Raw genomic sequence first — 18,616 nt, 5'->3', positions numbered from 1 at the left:
ACAAAGAGGTTAGTCCTTAACTTCCTTGATTTCGTCGATGATACTGCCGTCACGGTATTCCACCATGGCAACGGTCCGGTCGGTGAATTCAAGAGGCTTCGGGGTGCCCACTTTCTTTTCGGCAAGTTTTTGTAAGTCTTCAATCGTGAAGACGGGGACACCCGGAATGTTGCTCAGGCAGGCGATTAAGTCCTTGCGCTTAGGGTTGATGGCAATCCCAACTTCGGTCACGACCACGTCGATCGAGTCACCGGGGGTCACGACGGTCGTGACATCGGGCACGATGGTGGCAATCCGACCCCGAACTAACGGTGCGGAGATGATGGTCAGTTTGCTGGTGGCGGCGTCTTGGTGACCACCCACGGCCCCCCGAATCACACCGTCCGAACCGGTCATGACGTTAACGTTGAACTTGGTGTCGATTTCCAAGGCACTCAGGATGGCCACGTCGAGTTGGTCGACCATGGCGCCCTTGTTGTCGGGATCGGCATACCAGGAAGCGTCAATTTCTTGTTGGTTCGGGTTAGATTGCATCGAGTCAGCGGCACCCTTATCGAAGTCTTGCACGTCCATGACCCGACGAACTAAGCCTTCCTTTAAGAGGTCGGTAGTTGGCTTGGTAATGCCACCCAAAGCGAAGGAAGCGGTAATCTTGTTGGCAATCATGGCTTCACGCAGGTAACGCGTCACGGCCAAAGCAGCACCACCGGAACCGGTCTGGAATGAGAAGCCGTCCTTGAAGTATGGTGAATGCGTAATCACGTCATTAACCATCCCGGCGATCTTCAATTCCTTCGGGTCCTTGGTGAACCGAGTTGCCCCTGATCCAATTTTATCAGGATCACCGACTTCGTCAACTTGAACCACGTAGTCCACTTGGGTCTGCTTGATGGAAGCTGGCGTGTTCGGGTAGTCGACCAGGTTATCGGTCAACAGCACCACGTTGTCGGCGTATTGGGCGTCCATTAAGGCGTACCCCAGAGACCCAAAGACGGCTTTACCGGCCATCCCGTTGGCGTTCCCTAATTTATCGGCATTCGGTACCCCGAGGAAGGCCACGTCGATCTTGATATCGCCGTGTTCGATGGCCCGCGCCCGGTTGCCGTGAGACCGGAAGATCACGGGGTTCTTTAAACCACCGTGAGACACGAAGTCCCCTAAAGACCCGCGCATCCCGGAGCTAGTGATGTTGGTGATGGTCCCGGCCTTGATGGCTTCGATCACCATGTCGTTCATCACACCGGTCAAAGACGATGGTGCTAAGGTCAGGTTCTTGATGCCGGCGTCGATGATGACCCGCATCACTTTGTTAAAGACGTAGTCCCCGTTACGGAAGTGGTGGTGAAACGAGATGGTCATGCCATCTTTGACCGTGGCCTTGACCACGTCTTCGATGGAATCAACCACCTTGTCGTTCCCCGTGGAAACGTGAACTTTAGGCGCAACCCGTTGGATTTCGGGATTGCCAATTTCAGTTGAGGTGTATGGCTTGTAGTCGAGTTTGGCCATCAAGTCGTCGGACAGGGTCCGGTTTACATTATTCTTCAATATCATTACCCTCCTCATCAACTAAGTGCGACGCTTTGGCTAACCGCATCACGCGTTGGGCCCGCAAAACTACTGGACGGTCAACCATTTGACCGTTCATGGAGATGACCCCAGAACCCTTTAATTTAGCTTCGGCGATGGCGTTAATCACGTTACGAGCGTTGGCGATTTCCTTAGCCGTTGGTTCGTAGACGCTGTTGACCATCTTGATCTGCCGTGGGTTGACCAGCGACTTCCCGTCAAACCCAAGTTGGTGAATGTAACGGGTTTCGCGGTAGAAGCCTTCCGTGTCGTCCATGTTGGTGAAGACCGTATCGAAGGCGGCAATCCCGGCAGCCCGAGCGGCGTGGAGCACCATGTTCCGGGCAAATTCGAGTTCGGCCCCGTCTGGGTACCGGTGGGTCTTCATGTCGGTGGTGTAGTCTTCGGCGGATAAGGCGACCCCGATCATCCGGTCGGAAGCGGCGGCAATGGCTGGGGCGTTTAAGACTCCTTTGGCGCTTTCAATGGCGGCCATCACGTGGGTGGACCCGGCTTCGCGACCAAATTCGGTTTCGGCGGCGGCGACATCCTTGACCAAGTCCTTGATCATTTGGGCGGATTCAACCTTCGGCAGGCGAATCACGTCAATCCCGGCCTTGACCATGGCCCGCACGTCGTCGTGGTAGAACGGCGTATCGATTCCGTTTACCCGGACGACCAATTCGGCCCCTTCGTAGTCTTGGGTTTGTAAAGCTTCGTAGACTAATACTCGAGCGGCGTCCTTTTCGGCTAAGGAAACGGCGTCTTCGAGGTCAAACATAATGGAGTCGGCACCATAGATCCCGGCATCCTTGACCATTGCGGGGTTATTCCCCGGTACAAACATCATGGTCCGGCGTAAGCGTTCTGAATTTTCTGCCATCGTTAGAATACCTCCCATGCAGGTTGATCGGTGGTCCCTAAAGCCCGTTGTGCGGCGGCAATGGTCCGTGCCTTAATCACACAGTCCAGGGCCCCCTTGTCCACGGCTTTGACGTTAGCGGCGGTGATATCCAAGGCCTGTAAGGTCTTAGTAATCAAATCGCGAATCTGATCGCCAAATTGCTTTTCAACGGCGGAGTCCAAAGTAATCTTGATCCCGTCCGTTCCTTTACTCAACATGATTTGGATATCGGAAGATTCCAAGGTACCCGCTAATGCTGTTTGCTTAATCTCCATTAAGTCCATCCCTTTCACGAGTGTCAGCTAATCGTGTAAATAATCACGAAGTTATCTACCCAAAACTCTTTTGTTTCCTGACTTAATTATAGCTCATTTTTTAAATAATTCAAATATATCTGGTATTTTTACATTTTTTAAATTATTTTTGTGAAGTTCACAACAGATGGTGGGTGGGTGTTAATCTCGCTTCACTCTGCCGAGCAAGCGTCACTGTAGTGGGCACGATTCTCAAGCCTCGCCCACCCCGCGAGTCTCGAGAACTCGACCTTGATGTAAGTCGGCCCAAAACGCCGACTAACATCAATTTCACTACAGTGACGCCAGTCGGCGCCGTTTCGCTAATAGCTCAAGAACAGTTAACCCAGTCCATTTTTTAACTTGGCCCCATTTCACCCCTTTGTCACCACGTCATCTGAACCAATCAGTCACTGACAAAAACTAAGTCAAGGTTGCCATCAATTCAAACTAGTGAATTCATCATTAACTCAGAACCTCAAAATCGTGTCCACTATGGTCCAACCATTTTTCGACTAAGGTTTGTCTTAAAACGCAATCACTGATTGTAATCATTAGTCGTTGTGGCTTAATTAAAAAAGCATTCAAGTTACTGTCATAATCAGTGTGAGCTGGAGGATCAGTCAGAAATGAGCTCAGGGGTGAACTTTATCTTGGTCGGTGTTTTTTTACCGGCCTAGATAAAGGTTGGTCTTCAAGACCTGGTTTCTGGGCTTGAAGCCGTGCCCAGCCCGTTTCTGACTGGTCCGGAAGCGTTGGCTAGTCACTCATCCCCCTCTTAGTCGCTAACCACTCGACAAAAAAGGACCTGGCAAGCACACGGCTGCCAAGCCCTTCGTTTAGACTCAGTTTAAGTTTACCAGAAGCCCAGAACCTTGGTCCATAAGGCCCCAATTCCGAACCAAACCACGATGTAGAAGACACCCAAGATGGCATTCATCCGCCACCAATCGGCTTGCTTCACGTAGCCGGTCCCAAACAGTAATGTCGCTGGACCACTTGCGTAGTGAGAAGTGGAACTGTAAAGCGCCCCACACATTGCTAACAGCGTTGCGGCTAACATTGGCGGTACACCCGCAGCGATGGCAACCCCTAACAGTGCCGCATACATGGCACTGACGTGGGCCGTCCCACTGGCGAACAGGTAGTGAGAGTAGAAGTAGAAGACCAACAGAATGGCTAAGACAATGCCCCAGTTCATGCCGTGTAAGCTTCCACCCAAGGCCTTCGATAACCAAGGAATGAACCCTAAGGCGGTTAATTCATTGGCCATGAAGATCAGGATGGAGAACCAGATCAAGGTACTCCAAGCACCCGTTTCATGGAGAATATCACTAACGGATAAGACCCCACAAACGACCAGCACAGCAACGGCTAAGAAGGCCACCGTCGCAGCGTCGATGCCGATGAAGCTTGATAAAATCCAGAGTAACAATGCCCCAATGAACACACCGGTCATAATCTTTTCAGCAACGCTCATTGGTCCCATGTCGGTCAATTCACCGTCGGCCCAGTTTTTGGCGTTCGGAGAATCCTTGATTTCAGGTGGGTACATCTTGTAAATCAAGAATGGAACAACTAACAGACTGATGATCCCGGGAACTAAGCCGGCTAAGAACCAACTCATCCAGGTAATGTTGACGTGCGCAGCTTTAGCCAAGGAAACGGCTAACAGGTTTGGCGCCATGGCCGTCATAAACATCCCGGACGTGATGATGTTCCCGTGGAATTCAACGAAGGTCAAAAACGACCCCATCTTTCGTTCCGTGCCGTCCTTAGGATCGGACCCAAAGGTCTTGGCTAAGGATTCCAGGATCGGGTAAACGATCCCCCCGGCACGGGCGGTGTTACTTGGCGTCGCTGGTGACAGGATCAAATCGACCCCGACTAACGAGTAAGCCAAGCCTAACGTCTTTTTCCCGAACAACCGCACGAAGAGTAACGCGATCCGGCGACCTAACCCCGTCTTCACGAACCCACGTGACAGACAGTAGGCCATGACGATCAGCCAAACGGTCTTGTTCCCAAAACCGGTAACGGCCACATCCATTGGCACGATGTTTAACAAAACGGTCAGGACGAAGCCGACTAACGCGACCCCGGCGATTGGCAACGGTTGGGTGATACACCCAATGATGGTCGCCACGAAGATGGCAAACATGTGCCAAGCAGCCATCGACACGCTGGCGGGCTTCACTGGTGATGCAAACCATATGATTAACCCAATCAGCAGTGGCAATATAAACTTCTTATACTTTACTTTTTCCAATGTCATGATAGTGCCCCACTATTCTATGTGTTGAAACTTCTCTCTTAGCAAATGGTCACGACTGAATCGGAACTATTTATGAGACTCGTTTCTGATCTAACTAGTCTTTCAAATATGTGTAAACTTGTTCTCCGGCTTGACGACCAAAGACCACCGTTTCGGCGATGGAGTTCCCACCGATCCGGTTGTTTCCGTGTAACCCACCGGCCACTTCACCGGCAGCGAACAGCCCGCTTAACGTGGTACCGTCTGCCTTGAGGACTTGGGTTTGGGCGTTGATCTTGATCCCACCCATGGTGTAGTGAATGGCGGGCGCAATGTGAATGGCGAAGAATGGGCCAGCCGCGATGTCGCGATCCATCCCCATGTTCCGGCCGAAGTCCGTATCGTTTTGGTCCGCAACGGCCTGGTTCCAGGTCGCCACGGTACTGGACAACGTGTCGGCATCCATGTTCAGGGTCGTCGCTAAGTCGGCAATGCTGTCACCGTGCTTGACCAGCCCAATGTGGTCGTAGAATTCCACAGCCTTGACCCGGGAGCGAATCCCCGTATCAAAGATCAGGTAAGCACTCTTTTCCGGGAGTTGGTTGATGGCGTTGGTGACGTTCTTCCGGGTATCCAGTTCGTTGACGAACCGTTGCCCATCGGCCCCCACCAGAATGGCGCCTTCACCCCGGACTGCTTCCCCAATCAGGAAAGCGTGGTCGGTGTCTTGTTGGACCGTTGGGTGAACTTGGATCTGGTCCATGTCAACCAAGGCCGCTCCAGCAGCCGTGGCCAATTCGATCCCGTCGCCGGTCGCGCCGGGTTGGTTGGTGGTGTTGTAGCCGACCAAGTCTTCCCGGTATTTACCGATCAGCTTCTGGTTGGCCCCGAAACCACCGGTGGCCAGAACAACGGCGTCGGCAGCGATTTGCACGCCATCCGCCTGTTCGTCCTTCACCGTCACTCCGGTAACCTTATCGTTGGTTAAGTTCAGTTTCGTAACCGTCACGTTAGTAAAGACCGGAATCTTTTCGGCTTGAACCTGCTTCAACAGTTCGGTAACCAAGAAGCCCCCAATTGGGGCCATGGAACTTGGCCGGTGGGTCCGCTTCTTTTGCATCCCACCGGTGACCGTCAAGTCATCCAAGACGATGCCGTGATCGGCTAACCAGTCGATGGCTAAGGCACTGTGACTGGTGAAGTACCGTAACATCTCGGGATTGTTGAGTTGGCCCCCACCCTTGAAGGTGTCGGCGTAGAACTCTTCAAAACTGTCCACCACGTGATTGTGGAGTTGAACGTTGGTTTCCGCGGCGTTCATCCCGGATGAGGCCCGGGTGGTGTTCCCGCCTAACTTCGGCATCTTTTCTAAGACGACCGGTTTCAAGCCTAATTCGTGGGCTTGCATTGCGGCAACTAGCCCGGTCCCACCGGAACCAATCACAACGAGATCATAACGATCTTTTAAGTCAGCTAAATCAGTTGGTACAAATTGGAATTTTTCTGCCATAAGGGATTTTCCTTTCGTAGTCAGGTTAGGCGCTAACGGAGACGGGTTTGATGGCGGCGAACTGCACGAAGTTTTCGAGGCATTGGCCTAAGAAACTCACGCTACGGTCGTCGACCAGTTGGCCCTGTTGGTCAAATTTGTCTTTGACCGTGGGTAACATGAATTCGTTACCCGGCAACACGCAGGCTTGCACGCCCGGTGCATCGAGGACTTGGCGTAAGTTGGTCTGGGCACGCACCGTTCCTTGGACCCCGTAAGAAGTCCCGACCACCATCACTGGCTTGTTTTTGAACGGATGGGTCGCACTCGATAGCCATTCCAAGACACTCTTTAACGCGGCAGGAATCGCGTGATCGTACTCGGGGGAGGCAATGATGACCCCGTCGGCCGCATCGATGGCGGCGCTCAAGGCCGTCACACTGACGGGCGGGTTCTTCATTTGATTTTCGTTAAACAACGGAATATCCGCGATTTCGCGAACCTCGATTTCGGCCTGTTCCGTAAAGGTCCGGCTCATGAACTGCAATAAGATGCGGTTGTAAGAAAAATCGGCGTTCGTGCCTACTAGGGCGATAAAGTGTGGCTTAGTCATACGTTAAATCCTCTCAATTCTCTCTAATAAGTTTCTCGGACAGATTGGCCCCCGCAAAGTCCGTTACCCTTCACGACGACCAGTCCTGTCAACATGCTATTTTTTAAAATTAACGATCGATGTTGGTCATCTTCAGCGGATCAACCCACTTGTCGAAGTCTTCGGCGGAAACCTTACCGGACTTAACGGCGGCTTCCTTCAAGGTTGTGCCGGCCTTGTCAGCGGCTTGGGCAATCTTGGCACTGTCGTGGTACCCAATGTGTGGGGAAAGGGCCGTGACCGTCATCAGGGAGTTGTCGACGAGTTCTTCCATCCGCTTGGCGTTGACCGTCATGCCGTGGATCATCTTGTCGGCGAAGCCCATCATGGTCCCGCGCAGTAATTCAGCGGATTCCAGGAAGGCGTCGATTAGAACGGGCTTGTAAACGTTCATTTCAAAGTTCCCTTGAGATGAAGCAACCGTGACCGTTACATCGTTCCCCATGACCCGTGCGGCCGCCATAGTGATGGCTTCGGCTTGGGTCGGGTTGACCTTACCAGGCATGATGGAAGAGCCGGGTTCGTTGGCCGGAATGTTCAATTCGTCGTAAGCGGCCCGGGGACCGGAAGCTAAGAACCGAACATCGTTAGCGATCTTCATCAGATCAGCGGCTAAGGTCTTCATGGCCCCGTGAACTACGTCTAAGCCAGAATGGTGAGCCAAGCCGTAGAACTTGTTGGAGTCAGCCGTGAATTGTGGCCCGTAAACCTTGGTCATCTTCTTGGCAATTTCTTCGGCGAAGCCGGGAGCGGCGTTTAAGCCAGTCCCAACGGCGGTCCCACCCATGGCTAATTCCAATAAGGTTGGGTCTAAGGACTTCAAGTAGTCCAGGTCGTGTTGGATGGCACTGGCCCAACCACTGACTTCTTGGCCAAAGGTTAATGGCGTAGCGTCTTGTAAGTGGGTCCGGCCGATCTTAACCACGCGCCAGTATTCCTTTTGCTTAGCGGTTAATTCGTCGATCAAGTGTTGCGCCGCCTTTTCCAATTCTTGAACGGCGACACTGGCCGTAATGTTCATGGCCGTTGGGAAAATATCGTTAGAACTTTGACCATGGTTGACATCGTCGTTAGGTAACACTTCGATGTCGGGATTGATCTGCATTGCCTTGTTGGCGACGACTTCGTTGGTGTTCATGTTGGTTTGCGTCCCAGAACCCGTTTGGTAAACGCGCAGTGGGAAGTCCTTACGTAAGTCTTCGTCGCTTAAGGCCAACAGTTCGTCGATGGCTTGTTGAATCAAGGCACCCTTTTCTGGGGTAATTTCGCCCAGATCTTGGTTAGATTCAGCGGCGGCCTTCTTGATTTGAAGTAAAGCGCGAATCATTGCGATTGGCATAAATTGACCGGTTGGGAAGTTGTTCCGACTCCGTTCAGTTTGTGGGCCCCAAAGAGCCGTGCTAGGAATCTTAACGTCACCTAAGGTATCTGCTTCAATGCGATAATCTGCCATGGTAAGTTCCTCCAAATTTTTGTGATATTAGTAACTTTAATTTTGAAAATTTTAGGGAATCCTTCGCGTTAACCTTGAAAAATTCCCTGTGACTTTACGAACAAGCCTAGAATAACCGGGAATTAACACTATAGTCAAACCCTCGAGGGGGTATAAAAAAACATAATAAGGTGTTGAATAGCTCTTCACAACCCTACTCGTATACGGATTCACAATTTCACAAGCATTTTTTAAAATTTGGGGGTAAATTTGCAAAATAAAAATAATTATTTGTAAGCGTTTACAATAGCCATCAACAATTCCTTCTAACTTAAGGGAGCCTCGCCCGAAAGCGGTCCCTACTGATGCCTCGTCGATCGGGTCCCGCCAGCGGGCGACCGCTAAACCTTTGTTAATAAGCCTTTCTCCGACACCAAAAGGGACCTAGGTGGTATTGGCCTAGGTCCCTGGTATGACTGTCTACTCTTTTTAAAGCTTGGTTACATGGCGCGAACCGCGATCACCGGGGCGTTCCCCTGCTGCCAGGGGACGACTCGGGCGACCTGGCGCGCCAAGATGGCAACTTCCACGGTCCGCTCGGCAGCGGTCAACGCTGTCGTTTGAATCGTTAAGCCGCTGGCCGTAATGGTCAGGAGTCCCGGCCACGACCCGCTCGCCGTCTTGACCCGACAGCGATAACTGCCTTGTGGCGGCCGTTGTTGCAAGCGACTCGCTGGTTTGAAGGTGAAAGTCCCCCTGGCTTGGGGGATCACCTGGCCCGCTAAAGCGTACGGGTGTCCCAGTAAGGCGTTAGCTCGGGCGACGTTACCCACTTTGACCAGGTGACGAATGGCGGTGGACCCAATTTTCTCCTGGGCAGCGTCGTGTTCGGCGACTACCGTGACCGTGAACCGGTCCCGGCTATACTGCGCCATCTGGGAAATCTGGGTGTGACCGCCCTGGCCGAAGGTGTAATCGAAGCCCCCCACCACGCCGCACACGTTGAGCCCAATCAAATAGGTGTCCACGAATTGCTGCGGCGAAATGGCCGCAAACTGCCGATCAAAATCGACAACGTAGACGATGTCGGCGTGGTTTTGCCCTAACAGGTCTACTTTTTGACTAATGGTGTTGAGGTACCGAAAATCTGTGGTTAAGGTAGTCTCGAAGGCCCGGGAGGCGTGACGGTTAAAGGTCATGACCGCTAGCGGGACTTGACGAGCATCGGCTAACCGCCGGGCTTGGGCCAAGACGGCCTGATGGCCACGGTGGACCCCATCAAAGAATCCCAGGGCCATGACGACCTGCGCCGGTGCGTGGACCCGTTGAATCGTTTTTGCGTTAAGTCGAATCACCTGCATCCCGCTCACCTCCCGATAAGCAACAAGGGGAGATACCGAGATATCTCCCCTTGTTTCCGTTTAATCCCTAGCTTAGTTTGCCTGTGCTTGCTTTAAAAAGTAGCTGAATGGCTTCAAGTCTTGGGCTTGGTACTTCTTGACGAATTCATCGATCTTGGCTTGGTCTTGCCATGCTGGGTCGATAAACATGTGTTCCGTGGTAAATGGCATCTCGTGGGTCAACTTCACGTCGATCAACACGGGCTTGTCGGTGTTCTTAGCGGCATCGATGGCCTTTTGGAACTCGGCCTTGGTCGTGGCGGTAAAGGCTTCGGCCCCCATCCCCTTAGCGGCGGTGGCCCAGTCAGTGGCTGGCAAATCAACCCCGGATAATGGTTGGTGACTGTCGTCGGTTTGTTCCGCTTCGATGTAGCCTAAGGTTTCGTTGCTGAAGACCACGTTGACGATGTGCAGGTTGTACTTCACTTGGGTGAGGATTTCTTCCATTAACATGGCGAAACCACCATCACCACTCAGGCTGTACACGTCGCGGTCGGGGTAAGCGACCTTGGCCGCAATGGAAGCTGGTAACCCAAAGCCCATCGTGGCGTACTTCCCGGAGGTGACCCACTTTTGATCACCGTGAATGTCGACTAAGCGTTCGAAGTTGATGTTGACGTTACCGACATCGACCCCGAAGACGGCCTTGTCACTAGCGGTCTTGTTCAAGACATCGAAGATTGGTTCTGGCCGAACGGGCATCTGGTCGCTGTCCTTGAAGCTGTCTTGCCAAGCAACCCAGTTCTTCTTATCGGCTAAGGAAGCTTCGTAGAAGGCGGAATCTGGCTTGGCTTCACCGGCATCAATGATGGCCCGTAAGGCTTTCTTGGCATCGGCTAACATTGGTAAATCAATGTGACGCCGCTTGCCCAGCTTTTCGCTTTCAACGTCGATTTGGATAATCTTGGCTTTCTTACCGAACAGGAAGATACTGAACGGCACGTCGTTACCGACCCAGACGATCAAGTCGGTCGCAAAGCCGACTTCGGTCCCAGGCTTTGGGGCAACCCGGCCAGTGGACCCTAAGTATGCGGGGTAGTCTTCGTCTAAAATGCCCTTCGCTAAGACGGAAGAAACCAGTGGCATCTTGAACTTTTCGGAAGCTTCCTTTAATTCAGCGGCAGCGTCCTTGGCCCCAATCCCAAAGTAGATCATCGGGGATTTAGCATCCTTGATCATTTGAGCGGCCTTGGTAACGCTGGTTGGTTCTGGATCAGGATAAACGGGTTCCACGTGCGTGTTTGCCGCAGAAACGTAGTTGTCTTCGATTTCAGCCCACCCAAAGTCCTTAGGGATGGTCAAAACGGCGACACCCTTCTTTTCGTAAGCTTGCTTGATGGCTTCGTCGGTCAAACGAGGCAGGCTTTCGGCCGTGGCTGCCGTGCGGTTCCAAACGGCAACGTCGTCAAAGATGGGTTCCTCATCCATCGCCTGGAAGAAGTCGATGTTCATCCGGCTAGTTGGCACTTGGGCCACGATGGCTAAGACTGGCGTGCGGTCAACCTTGGCGTCGTACAACCCGTTTAACAAGTGAACGGCACCAGGACCGGCAGACCCGAAGCAAACCCCGATTTTACCCGTCAACTTGGAATCCGCGGCGGCCGCAATGGCGCCGGCTTCTTCGTGGCGAACTTGGATAAACTTCAGCGTGTCCTTCTGGTTGTGTAAGGCGTTCATGGTCGAGTCAAACGACCCACCCGGATACCCATAAATATGGTTGACGCCCCAGTCTTGAATCACTTTAAGAACTGCATCTGAACCACTAATTTTATCTGACATACGGCACTATCTCCTTATCATCATAGCCATTGTCCGTTAAGCAGCGCCCCACACCTTAATTCTACTTTACAACACGACAACCTATTGGGTGGTGCGCTAGCGGTAACGACTATCTCTTGATTACAAGTTCAATATTAAAGCGCTTTCAGGATTATAGTCAAATTCTGAGCGTACTATAAGTAGGGCTTATACGGTTGGTATGACAGCGGTTACAGCCGTGTATTTTTGCACATGCTCAGCGCGCTAAAAAAAGTTTTATTTTTTTCACAAGTCCTTTATTGGGTAATTGATTGTTTTGATGAAAGAACTGGTGGGTGGTGGTGCCCGGTCCCACCCGTTTTAGCCGTTATTGAGTTCTAAAAAGGCCCCTCGTTTTCCAACGAAGCGCCTATAAGTTTTAATTATTTGGTTAGCATTGCGGGATCCGGGATCTTCATTTGCGATAACAGCTTCACGAAGGCCGTCTCTTCGGGCGTCAGAGAATAGCCCTTCCGGTACGCAATCGAAACGTTAAACCGGTCCATCAGTTGATCCGTAATTTTAAGGCCCACCACGCCGTCAATGGCGTTTACGGCGTCCTGAACCAGAAATCCCAGGCCCAGGTTCTCGCGCACGATTCCCTTGAGCCACGCAATATCCGGGGTCCGGTAAACGATGTTGGGCGTAATCCCCGCGGCCTTACAGTAGGCCCGGAAGGCTTCGGGATGCACGAATTTACCATCCAAACCGATGAACTGTTGGTCCCCTAATTCGGTGAAACTAATCGACGTGCGCTGCGCTAAGGGGTTATCTGGGCTCACAATCACGTTGAACGGCCGGGCTCCCAGTGAGATGGCCTCGACCCCTTGGTGGTGCAGGGGACGGGGGGAACCGACCAGGGCGATATCAATATCCCCACGAATCAGGTTGGTCAAGAGCTGGGCCGAGCCGTTTTCCATTATCTTGATCTGTTCCATCCAGCCGCGTTTGAGGAGTGCCGCCGCCACCTGAGGGAAGTACAAGGCCCCGATGATGGGCGGCAGCCCGAAGCGAATCTGGCTTTGCTTGGAAAAATCGATTTCCCGGTGCGCCAACGAAATGCTGTTTTAAATCGACTGGGCGTTCTGGTACAGCAACATGCCGGCCCGGGTAATCACGGTCTGGTGGTGCGTTCTGTCCTGCTTGACTAACGGGGCGTCAAACTCCTTTTCCAGCCGCTTGATGGCCTGACTGACCGCGGGTTGGGAGACCGAAAACCGCTCCGCCACGTAAGTGTAATTCTTGTATTGCACGATGGCCCGAAAAAACGCTAAATCACGGGTATTCACCAGCTATCATCCTTCTCTATCGGGCAGCCGGCGATCCCCCATCTCCGGTCAGTTCCCGTTATTAATACCTATTGTTATATCATATTCCCGGCGGTGGCCCTATTAATTTCTGTACCTATTACGTATCCTATCCAACGCTTCCGGAGCAGTCAGAAACGGACTGGAACGGGGTGGGCACGGCTTCAAGCCCCACCCCAGGTCTTGAAGACCGACCTTTGTCTAGGCCGGCAAAAAAACGCCGACCAAGACAAATTTCACCCCTGAGTCCATTTCTGACTGCTCCTCCAGCTTACACTAACCGTTACGGCGGCTTAAAGATGTTTTTTTACAACTCATCGACAAAGAATGATTATTCCTATTAGTAATCAAGTTTCAAGCCACTAGTGTATAGCCCACAGACAATTAATTTTAGTTACCCCTATTCCTATCATGAAAATAAAAAAAAGCACCGGGAAACTTCCCAGTGCTCCGGTTAAATTCAAATGATTAGTTGACGGCAATGGCGTCGTCGAGAACCTTCTTCATCGCCTTAGCAGAATCGAGCATCTTGCCCCGTTCTTCCGCCGTCAGGTCAAGCGGTAAGACCCGCGCAACCCCTTGGGCGTTGATCAACGCTGGCGTGCCTAAGTATAGACCCTTCACGCCGTATTCGCCGTCTAGGTAGGCGCCGACGGGTAAGACCGTGTCCTCATTACCTAGAATGGCCCGCGTGATACGTGCTAAGCAGGTCGCCACACCGTAGAAGGTTGCGCCCTTCAAGCCGATGATTTGGCCACCCTTTTTACGGGCACCGGCTTCCGTCGCCTGTAAATCGGCTAACGAAACACCCTTAGCTTGGGCGACGTCGAGTAACTTTTGGTCCCCAACCATGGCGTGCGAGTAAGCAGCAAACTGGGTATCTCCGTGTTCACCGATTACGTTCACATTCAACGTTTGGGGCGCCAGGTTCAATTGTTTCCCTAAAGCCACGCGTAACCGTACCGTATCCAACGACGTCCCGGTTCCAAAGACCCGGTTCGTTGGGAAACCGGACAGCTTTTGCGTGGCGGCCGTTAAGATATCAACGGGGTTAGCGGCCACTAAGAAGATGCCGTTAAACCCACTGTCGACGACGGGGCCGACGATCGATTTCAGAATATTTAAGTTCTTGTTAACCAGGTCCAACCGTGATTCACCGGGCTTCCGGGGCACACCAGCCGTGATGACGACCAGGTCGGCGTCCTTGGCGTCGGCGTAGGTACCGGCGTGAACCCACTTCGGCTTCCCCCAGAGTTGGGTGTCTTCCAAATCAATGGCGTCGCCCTCGCTGTGGTCCTTTGCGATGTCGACAATCACCAATTCATCCATGACTGGTTGTTGCATCATGAGCAAAGCGTACGACGAACCAACAGAACCGTCACCGACTAAGACAACTTTTTGATATTTTGTTTGTTTAAGCAAAATGAAACACCCTTTCAGCGCGTAATATCGCGGTTAGTAAAGGATAGCTTGAGCTACCCAGTGAAATTTCTGTTCGTGTCGTAAAGTCACCCTAATCATAACACGCTTTTTAAAAAATGCAATTTTTTGTGATTATTTTTAAAAATAAAAATAGTCACCTTCAAAATTTCACAAGGGGTTTTCGCCAAAATGAAAACCGCAGTATCCCTACTGCGGCTAAGTCTACTCTGTGACAATCGCGGTTAACGCAGCCGTAATCCCCCGAACGGCATCGGCTAACGCCAGACTCGGCGTTCCCGGTCGCTGAATCACCTGTTCCGGCAAAAACGGAATGTGTAAAAAGCCGGCACGTAGGTCAGAAAATTCGGTGGCCCGTTGGTATTGCGCCTGGTACATCAGGTGGTTGCAGACAAAGGTCCCCGCCGTGGTCGACAATTGGGCGGGCAACCCGGCCTGCTGGATAGCGGTGACCATGGCCTTGACCGGTAATTGTGTAAAATAAGCCGGCGCCCCCGTAGATTGAATGGGCTGATCTTGGGGTTGTTGTCCCGCGTTGTCGGCAATTCGGGCATCGTCTAAGTTAATGGCGACCCGTTCGGGGGTCAAGGCTGCCCGGCCGCCCGCTTGGCCAATGCTGAGGACCACGTCCGGTCGTTCCCGGACGATGGCTGCGTGCAGGACCCTGGCGCTTTGACCAAAGACGGTCGGAATCTCCTGGGTCACGATGGTCGCCGTTTTCACCGTGGCGGGTAACCGTCGAACGGCCTCCCAAGCTGGATTAACGGTCTCTTGCCCGAACGGATCAAACCCCGTCACTAATATTTTCATCAAACCGACTCCCTTCGCGATGGTCGACCAAAAAAGCCGCCACCCTTTTTAAAGAGTGTACGACTTTTGAGGAGTCATGACTTAATGTTTTGACTTGAGTGGTCGCCGTAACAGGTGCCAGAGGCCGCCGGCGAGCAGCATCAGCGCACCAACCAGGCTTAACCATAGCCCCAATTGCAGGCCCGGTGTCCGGTACGTCAACACGATACGGTGACGCCCCGCCGATAAATTGGCCCCAACGAACCCGTCGTTCACCACCTGCGTGGCCGTTGATTTACCATCGACCGTTAAATGCCACCCGTCCGAGTACGGCATCGACGTGGTTAAGACGCTGGGTTTGGCCGCAGTCAAAGTCCCACTGACCCGGTTATCCGAGATGTGGGGCTGTTGCAGCCCACGTTGCTGCGCCGCTTGAACCTGGCGATCGTAGGTCTGATTAAACGGCATGGCAATGAGCTTGACCGACTTGAAATTGATCTGTTGCGTGGCGCTAAAGGTTACGTCCACGGTCTGGCGTTTTTGTTGACTATAACCCAGGTTAAGTAACACCCGGTGTTTCGGTTCGTAATCCGACAGGTTATCGATCCCGAATTGCGAAAAGGCCTGCGTTTGGTTTCGCGTCTGGGCCGTGACCCAGTAGTCGCCCAAGTCCGGATTCCGAACGGCATCGCGCCAATCGTTTAACTTAGTGAGACGCGACCGGGGCGTCAAGCCCAGCACACTGGTGTTGTCCGCGGCCTGCATCCGTTCCTGGGTGGTCTGCGTCTTCGCTTGAATGCCGTCCAGTTCCAGATACAGTTCGGTCCCCTGGGCGGCTTGCGGCCGGTCGATGGTCAGCGTGTAGCTCAGGGGTTGCCCCTGCGCGTCACTGACCATCTGGTGTAACCCGGTCTGGTTGTCCTGTTGGTTTTGCGTCACGATCTTTTGGTTTTGCGCCAGAACCCGGTCAAGGGCCCGCCGGTTGTGGTTCAACTGCGCCAGCGGGGCGTAAAGCTTTTCATCCGCCGTGCTCAGCAAGCCATTTTCGTCCAACTTAAACTTCGGCGCCTTGAGCGTCTCCCCAAAGTTGGCCGTCTGTTGCTGGTTCAGGTTCCCCTTCTGCCCCACAACGGCCTGCTTCACCCGGTACTGGATCGCCTTATTCACGCTATCAACCACCGGAATGGTGTTGGCGGTCACGGTATAGTCGAGGTCCTTTTGCATGGGCGTGTAGTGCGCCGCCGCCACGTTGGCTGAGCGCCGTTTGACTAGCGCCGCTTGCGTCAGACTGCGTTCACGGTCCGGCCCCGATAGGCGCCGCCATTGCGTCGTCGTCAGGGCTTGCGGTTGACTATAAACCAACGGGAAGGCCAGTTTGCTAGTCAACACCTGCGTGCCCGTGCCGTTAGACAGGCCGTAAACGGCCTGTTCGTTAAAGACCTTTTTAGACACCCGATACCCGTAAGGTAACGCCTTCTTGGCGGCAATCTGGTCCTGCCGGGCAAACAGGTATTTAACGCCTAGCAGGTTGTTAAACGCCGTTCGGTTATCCGCTTGCGTGATGGGCGAATTCATCGCGTACTGTGAGTTCTGTAAGTCCTGACTGAACTGCCCCACGTAGCCGTTTTCCACGGAAAAGTACGACATGATGCCGTGTAACCCGTGCAACATCGTAAAGTTATTGCCGACGGTCCGCAACAGGTTATAGTCGGGAAGTGTGCTGACTCGGGTAAACTGTGAATCCGCCTGGGGGACTACCTGGGCACCATCGTAGTAGTCCTTTAAATATTTAGTTGCGTCGCCCCGCCGCAATTGTTGCGTTGCCGGGCGCCCCGCGTTGGGATCGTAATAGCCCCAAGCGTTACTGATCAGATTCAGGCCCAATAAGCCACTGACCAGTGTTAGCGTGACCTTGGCGGGTTGGTGGGCACTGCCGACCAGCACCACCGTTAACGCTAATAATAACCCGTAGGTAATCAGATTACGTCCCGGGTTATTAAACACTAACCCGTTGCTCAAATACACCAGCAACAGTAAGCCACCGGTCGCCCCCATCAGCCACCACCGGTCGTGCGTGGTCAGCGTGGTGACGTGATCGGTCAACACCATCGTGGCCAGCGTCACGGGCACCGCCACCAGTAACAACCACCGGTTCGACGGCGTGGAGAGGACGTTAAAGAAGGCCGCAACCGCCGGAAACCCGAGCCCCACGACGATCAGAACCAGGGTCAACGCCAGGCTGCGCTGCTGGCGCCAGTGAACGAGTACGTAAACACAGCCCAGAAAGCCCAGACCACTCATCCCCAGAATTGCCCAGTAGGTGGGACTATCCCCGGTCGTGAGAATGGCGTTACTGAGTTTTAAATAATAACTCAACGGGTACAGCCACAGGCCGTTGGCAAATTTTGCGGCCGCGCGCGTGGACTGGAGCATCATCAATACCGACGGCAAAATTAAAGTCCCGGCAAACAGTGCCCCGCTCACCGCCGCCAGCAGACACCGGCGAATCGCGGCCCCTAAACTAATGGTCAACTCCCGAGCTGCCCGTAAGTGACCATACCGAATCACGGCATAAATCAAGCTACCCAATCCCAATATGTACGCAAAGTAAAAGTTACTCAGGATGGCCAGCCCCGTGATGAAACCGAGGAAGGCCCAGCTTTGCCCGTGGTAGATGCGGTCGATGCCCACTAGCAACAACGGAAACCAGATCATCGGTAATAGGAAGAACGGATGATGATCCCCCACCATCAACGAATAGCCCGTAAAGGCGTAGGCTAACGTCCCTAATAGTTGACTGATTGGTTTAAAATGATAACGTTTAGCTAACGGGATAAAGGCCAGCCCCGTGGCGTACAGGCGTAAGATGATGAACAACCCGTAACCCGCTTCAAAATGGCTTAACGGGAAAAAGGCCAAGAGGTACGCGAAGGGATCCCCCAGCACGTAATAGGCCAGCGTCGTCAGCTTATCCGCGCCCAACCCAAAGGTCCACGACCAGCCGGCCAGTCCGGCTAAGCCCTTTTGCGTCAACAAGCGGTGTAACTCGATCATGATTGGATAATGTTGGGTGATACCATCCATGTTCCAGATCAACGTCCGGTGGGCTAGCACGAAGACCCCGAAGCTCAGGCCCCCAATCACCAAGAACGCTAGCGTATAAAGCAGCGTGATGGGCCACCGGTGGTGTGCAATCTCCATTTTTTATTAAACCCCCAATAATTTTTACACGTCTTTTAAAATCGTCTAGTTTTAATGTACAAAGCTGACCGGCGAGTGTCAAACTCACC

At 52.9% G+C, this 18,616-nt stretch carries 14 protein-coding genes; all 14 read right to left on the bottom strand.

All coding sequences use genetic code 11. The features are described from left to right. Window positions 1–9 precede the first annotated feature (9 nt). On the bottom strand, window positions 10–1,548 hold the full coding sequence (gene citF, locus FD25_RS06335) for a citrate lyase subunit alpha (RefSeq protein WP_057802488.1): 1,539 nt from the start codon (window positions 1,546–1,548) through the stop codon (window positions 10–12). After that, complete coding sequence (citE, locus tag FD25_RS06330; protein WP_057802486.1) at window positions 1,538–2,452, bottom strand: citrate (pro-3S)-lyase subunit beta; 915 nt, start codon at window positions 2,450–2,452, stop codon at window positions 1,538–1,540. Before citE ends, citF begins: the two co-directional genes overlap by 11 nt. A gap of 2 nt (window positions 2,453–2,454) precedes the next feature. Then, complete coding sequence (gene citD / locus FD25_RS06325) at window positions 2,455–2,748, bottom strand: citrate lyase acyl carrier protein (RefSeq protein WP_057802484.1); 294 nt, start codon at window positions 2,746–2,748, stop codon at window positions 2,455–2,457. Window positions 2,749–3,622: 874 nt separating this feature from the next. Continuing rightward, the gene (locus tag FD25_RS06320; protein WP_057802482.1) at window positions 3,623–5,041 is read right to left on the bottom strand and encodes an anion permease; all 1,419 of its coding nucleotides are present in this window, start codon (window positions 5,039–5,041) and stop codon (window positions 3,623–3,625) included. Window positions 5,042–5,135: 94 nt separating this feature from the next. Then, entirely contained in the window at window positions 5,136–6,530 is a 1,395-nt protein-coding gene (locus FD25_RS06315; RefSeq protein ID WP_057802480.1) for a flavocytochrome c, read from the bottom strand. A gap of 25 nt (window positions 6,531–6,555) precedes the next feature. Next, window positions 6,556–7,122 carry an NADPH-dependent FMN reductase gene (locus FD25_RS06310; protein WP_057802477.1) on the bottom strand — a complete coding sequence of 189 codons (567 nt, stop codon included), beginning with the start codon at window positions 7,120–7,122 and terminating at the stop codon, window positions 6,556–6,558. Between the two features lie 109 nt (window positions 7,123–7,231). Further along, window positions 7,232–8,614, bottom strand: coding sequence for a class II fumarate hydratase (locus tag FD25_RS06305; RefSeq protein ID WP_057802475.1), 1,383 nt, complete (start codon window positions 8,612–8,614; stop codon window positions 7,232–7,234). 479 nt (window positions 8,615–9,093) lie between these two features. Next, complete coding sequence (locus tag FD25_RS06300; RefSeq protein ID WP_057802473.1) at window positions 9,094–9,954, bottom strand: FAD synthetase family protein; 861 nt, start codon at window positions 9,952–9,954, stop codon at window positions 9,094–9,096. A gap of 72 nt (window positions 9,955–10,026) precedes the next feature. Next, window positions 10,027–11,772 carry a pyruvate oxidase gene (gene spxB / locus FD25_RS06295; RefSeq protein WP_057802471.1) on the bottom strand — a complete coding sequence of 582 codons (1,746 nt, stop codon included), beginning with the start codon at window positions 11,770–11,772 and terminating at the stop codon, window positions 10,027–10,029. 401 nt (window positions 11,773–12,173) lie between these two features. After that, complete coding sequence (locus FD25_RS06290; RefSeq protein ID WP_225428568.1) at window positions 12,174–12,845, bottom strand: LysR substrate-binding domain-containing protein; 672 nt, start codon at window positions 12,843–12,845, stop codon at window positions 12,174–12,176. Window positions 12,846–12,857: 12 nt separating this feature from the next. Continuing rightward, on the bottom strand, window positions 12,858–13,079 hold the full coding sequence (locus FD25_RS14295; RefSeq protein WP_225428569.1) for a LysR family transcriptional regulator: 222 nt from the start codon (window positions 13,077–13,079) through the stop codon (window positions 12,858–12,860). A gap of 486 nt (window positions 13,080–13,565) precedes the next feature. After that, a complete protein-coding gene (locus tag FD25_RS06285; RefSeq protein ID WP_146999942.1) occupies window positions 13,566–14,519 on the bottom strand; it encodes an L-lactate dehydrogenase in 954 nt (317 codons plus the stop codon). Between the two features lie 222 nt (window positions 14,520–14,741). Then, window positions 14,742–15,347, bottom strand: coding sequence for a pyroglutamyl-peptidase I (gene pcp, locus FD25_RS06280; RefSeq protein WP_057802467.1), 606 nt, complete (start codon window positions 15,345–15,347; stop codon window positions 14,742–14,744). A gap of 81 nt (window positions 15,348–15,428) precedes the next feature. Continuing rightward, entirely contained in the window at window positions 15,429–18,527 is a 3,099-nt protein-coding gene (locus FD25_RS06275) for a YfhO family protein (RefSeq protein ID WP_057802466.1), read from the bottom strand. Between the last annotated feature and the right edge of the window lie 89 nt (window positions 18,528–18,616).

It is taken from the genome of Levilactobacillus acidifarinae DSM 19394 = JCM 15949 (assembly GCF_001434835.1).
GTDB classification, from domain to species: Bacteria; Bacillota; Bacilli; order Lactobacillales; family Lactobacillaceae; genus Levilactobacillus; species Levilactobacillus acidifarinae.
The sequence above is the reverse complement of the archived record's forward strand: the minus strand, read 5'-3'. Positions and strand labels throughout refer to the sequence as shown.

Excerpts from the sequence above, each read along its gene's own strand:
- citE (WP_057802486.1), bottom strand. The coding sequence starts at position 2,452 with ATGGCAGAAAATTCAGAACGCTTACGCCGGACCATGATGTTTGTACCG.
- citD (WP_057802484.1), bottom strand. The coding sequence starts at position 2,748 with ATGGAGATTAAGCAAACAGCATTAGCGGGTACCTTGGAATCTTCCGAT.
- FD25_RS06320 (WP_057802482.1), bottom strand. The coding sequence starts at position 5,041 with ATGACATTGGAAAAAGTAAAGTATAAGAAGTTTATATTGCCACTGCTG.
- FD25_RS06315 (WP_057802480.1), bottom strand. The coding sequence starts at position 6,530 with ATGGCAGAAAAATTCCAATTTGTACCAACTGATTTAGCTGACTTAAAA.
- FD25_RS06310 (WP_057802477.1), bottom strand. The coding sequence starts at position 7,122 with ATGACTAAGCCACACTTTATCGCCCTAGTAGGCACGAACGCCGATTTT.
- FD25_RS06305 (WP_057802475.1), bottom strand. The coding sequence starts at position 8,614 with ATGGCAGATTATCGCATTGAAGCAGATACCTTAGGTGACGTTAAGATT.
- FD25_RS06300 (WP_057802473.1), bottom strand. The coding sequence starts at position 9,954 with ATGCAGGTGATTCGACTTAACGCAAAAACGATTCAACGGGTCCACGCA.
- spxB (WP_057802471.1), bottom strand. The coding sequence starts at position 11,772 with ATGTCAGATAAAATTAGTGGTTCAGATGCAGTTCTTAAAGTGATTCAA.
- pcp (WP_057802467.1), bottom strand. The coding sequence starts at position 15,347 with ATGAAAATATTAGTGACGGGGTTTGATCCGTTCGGGCAAGAGACCGTT.
- FD25_RS06275 (WP_057802466.1), bottom strand. The coding sequence starts at position 18,527 with ATGGAGATTGCACACCACCGGTGGCCCATCACGCTGCTTTATACGCTA.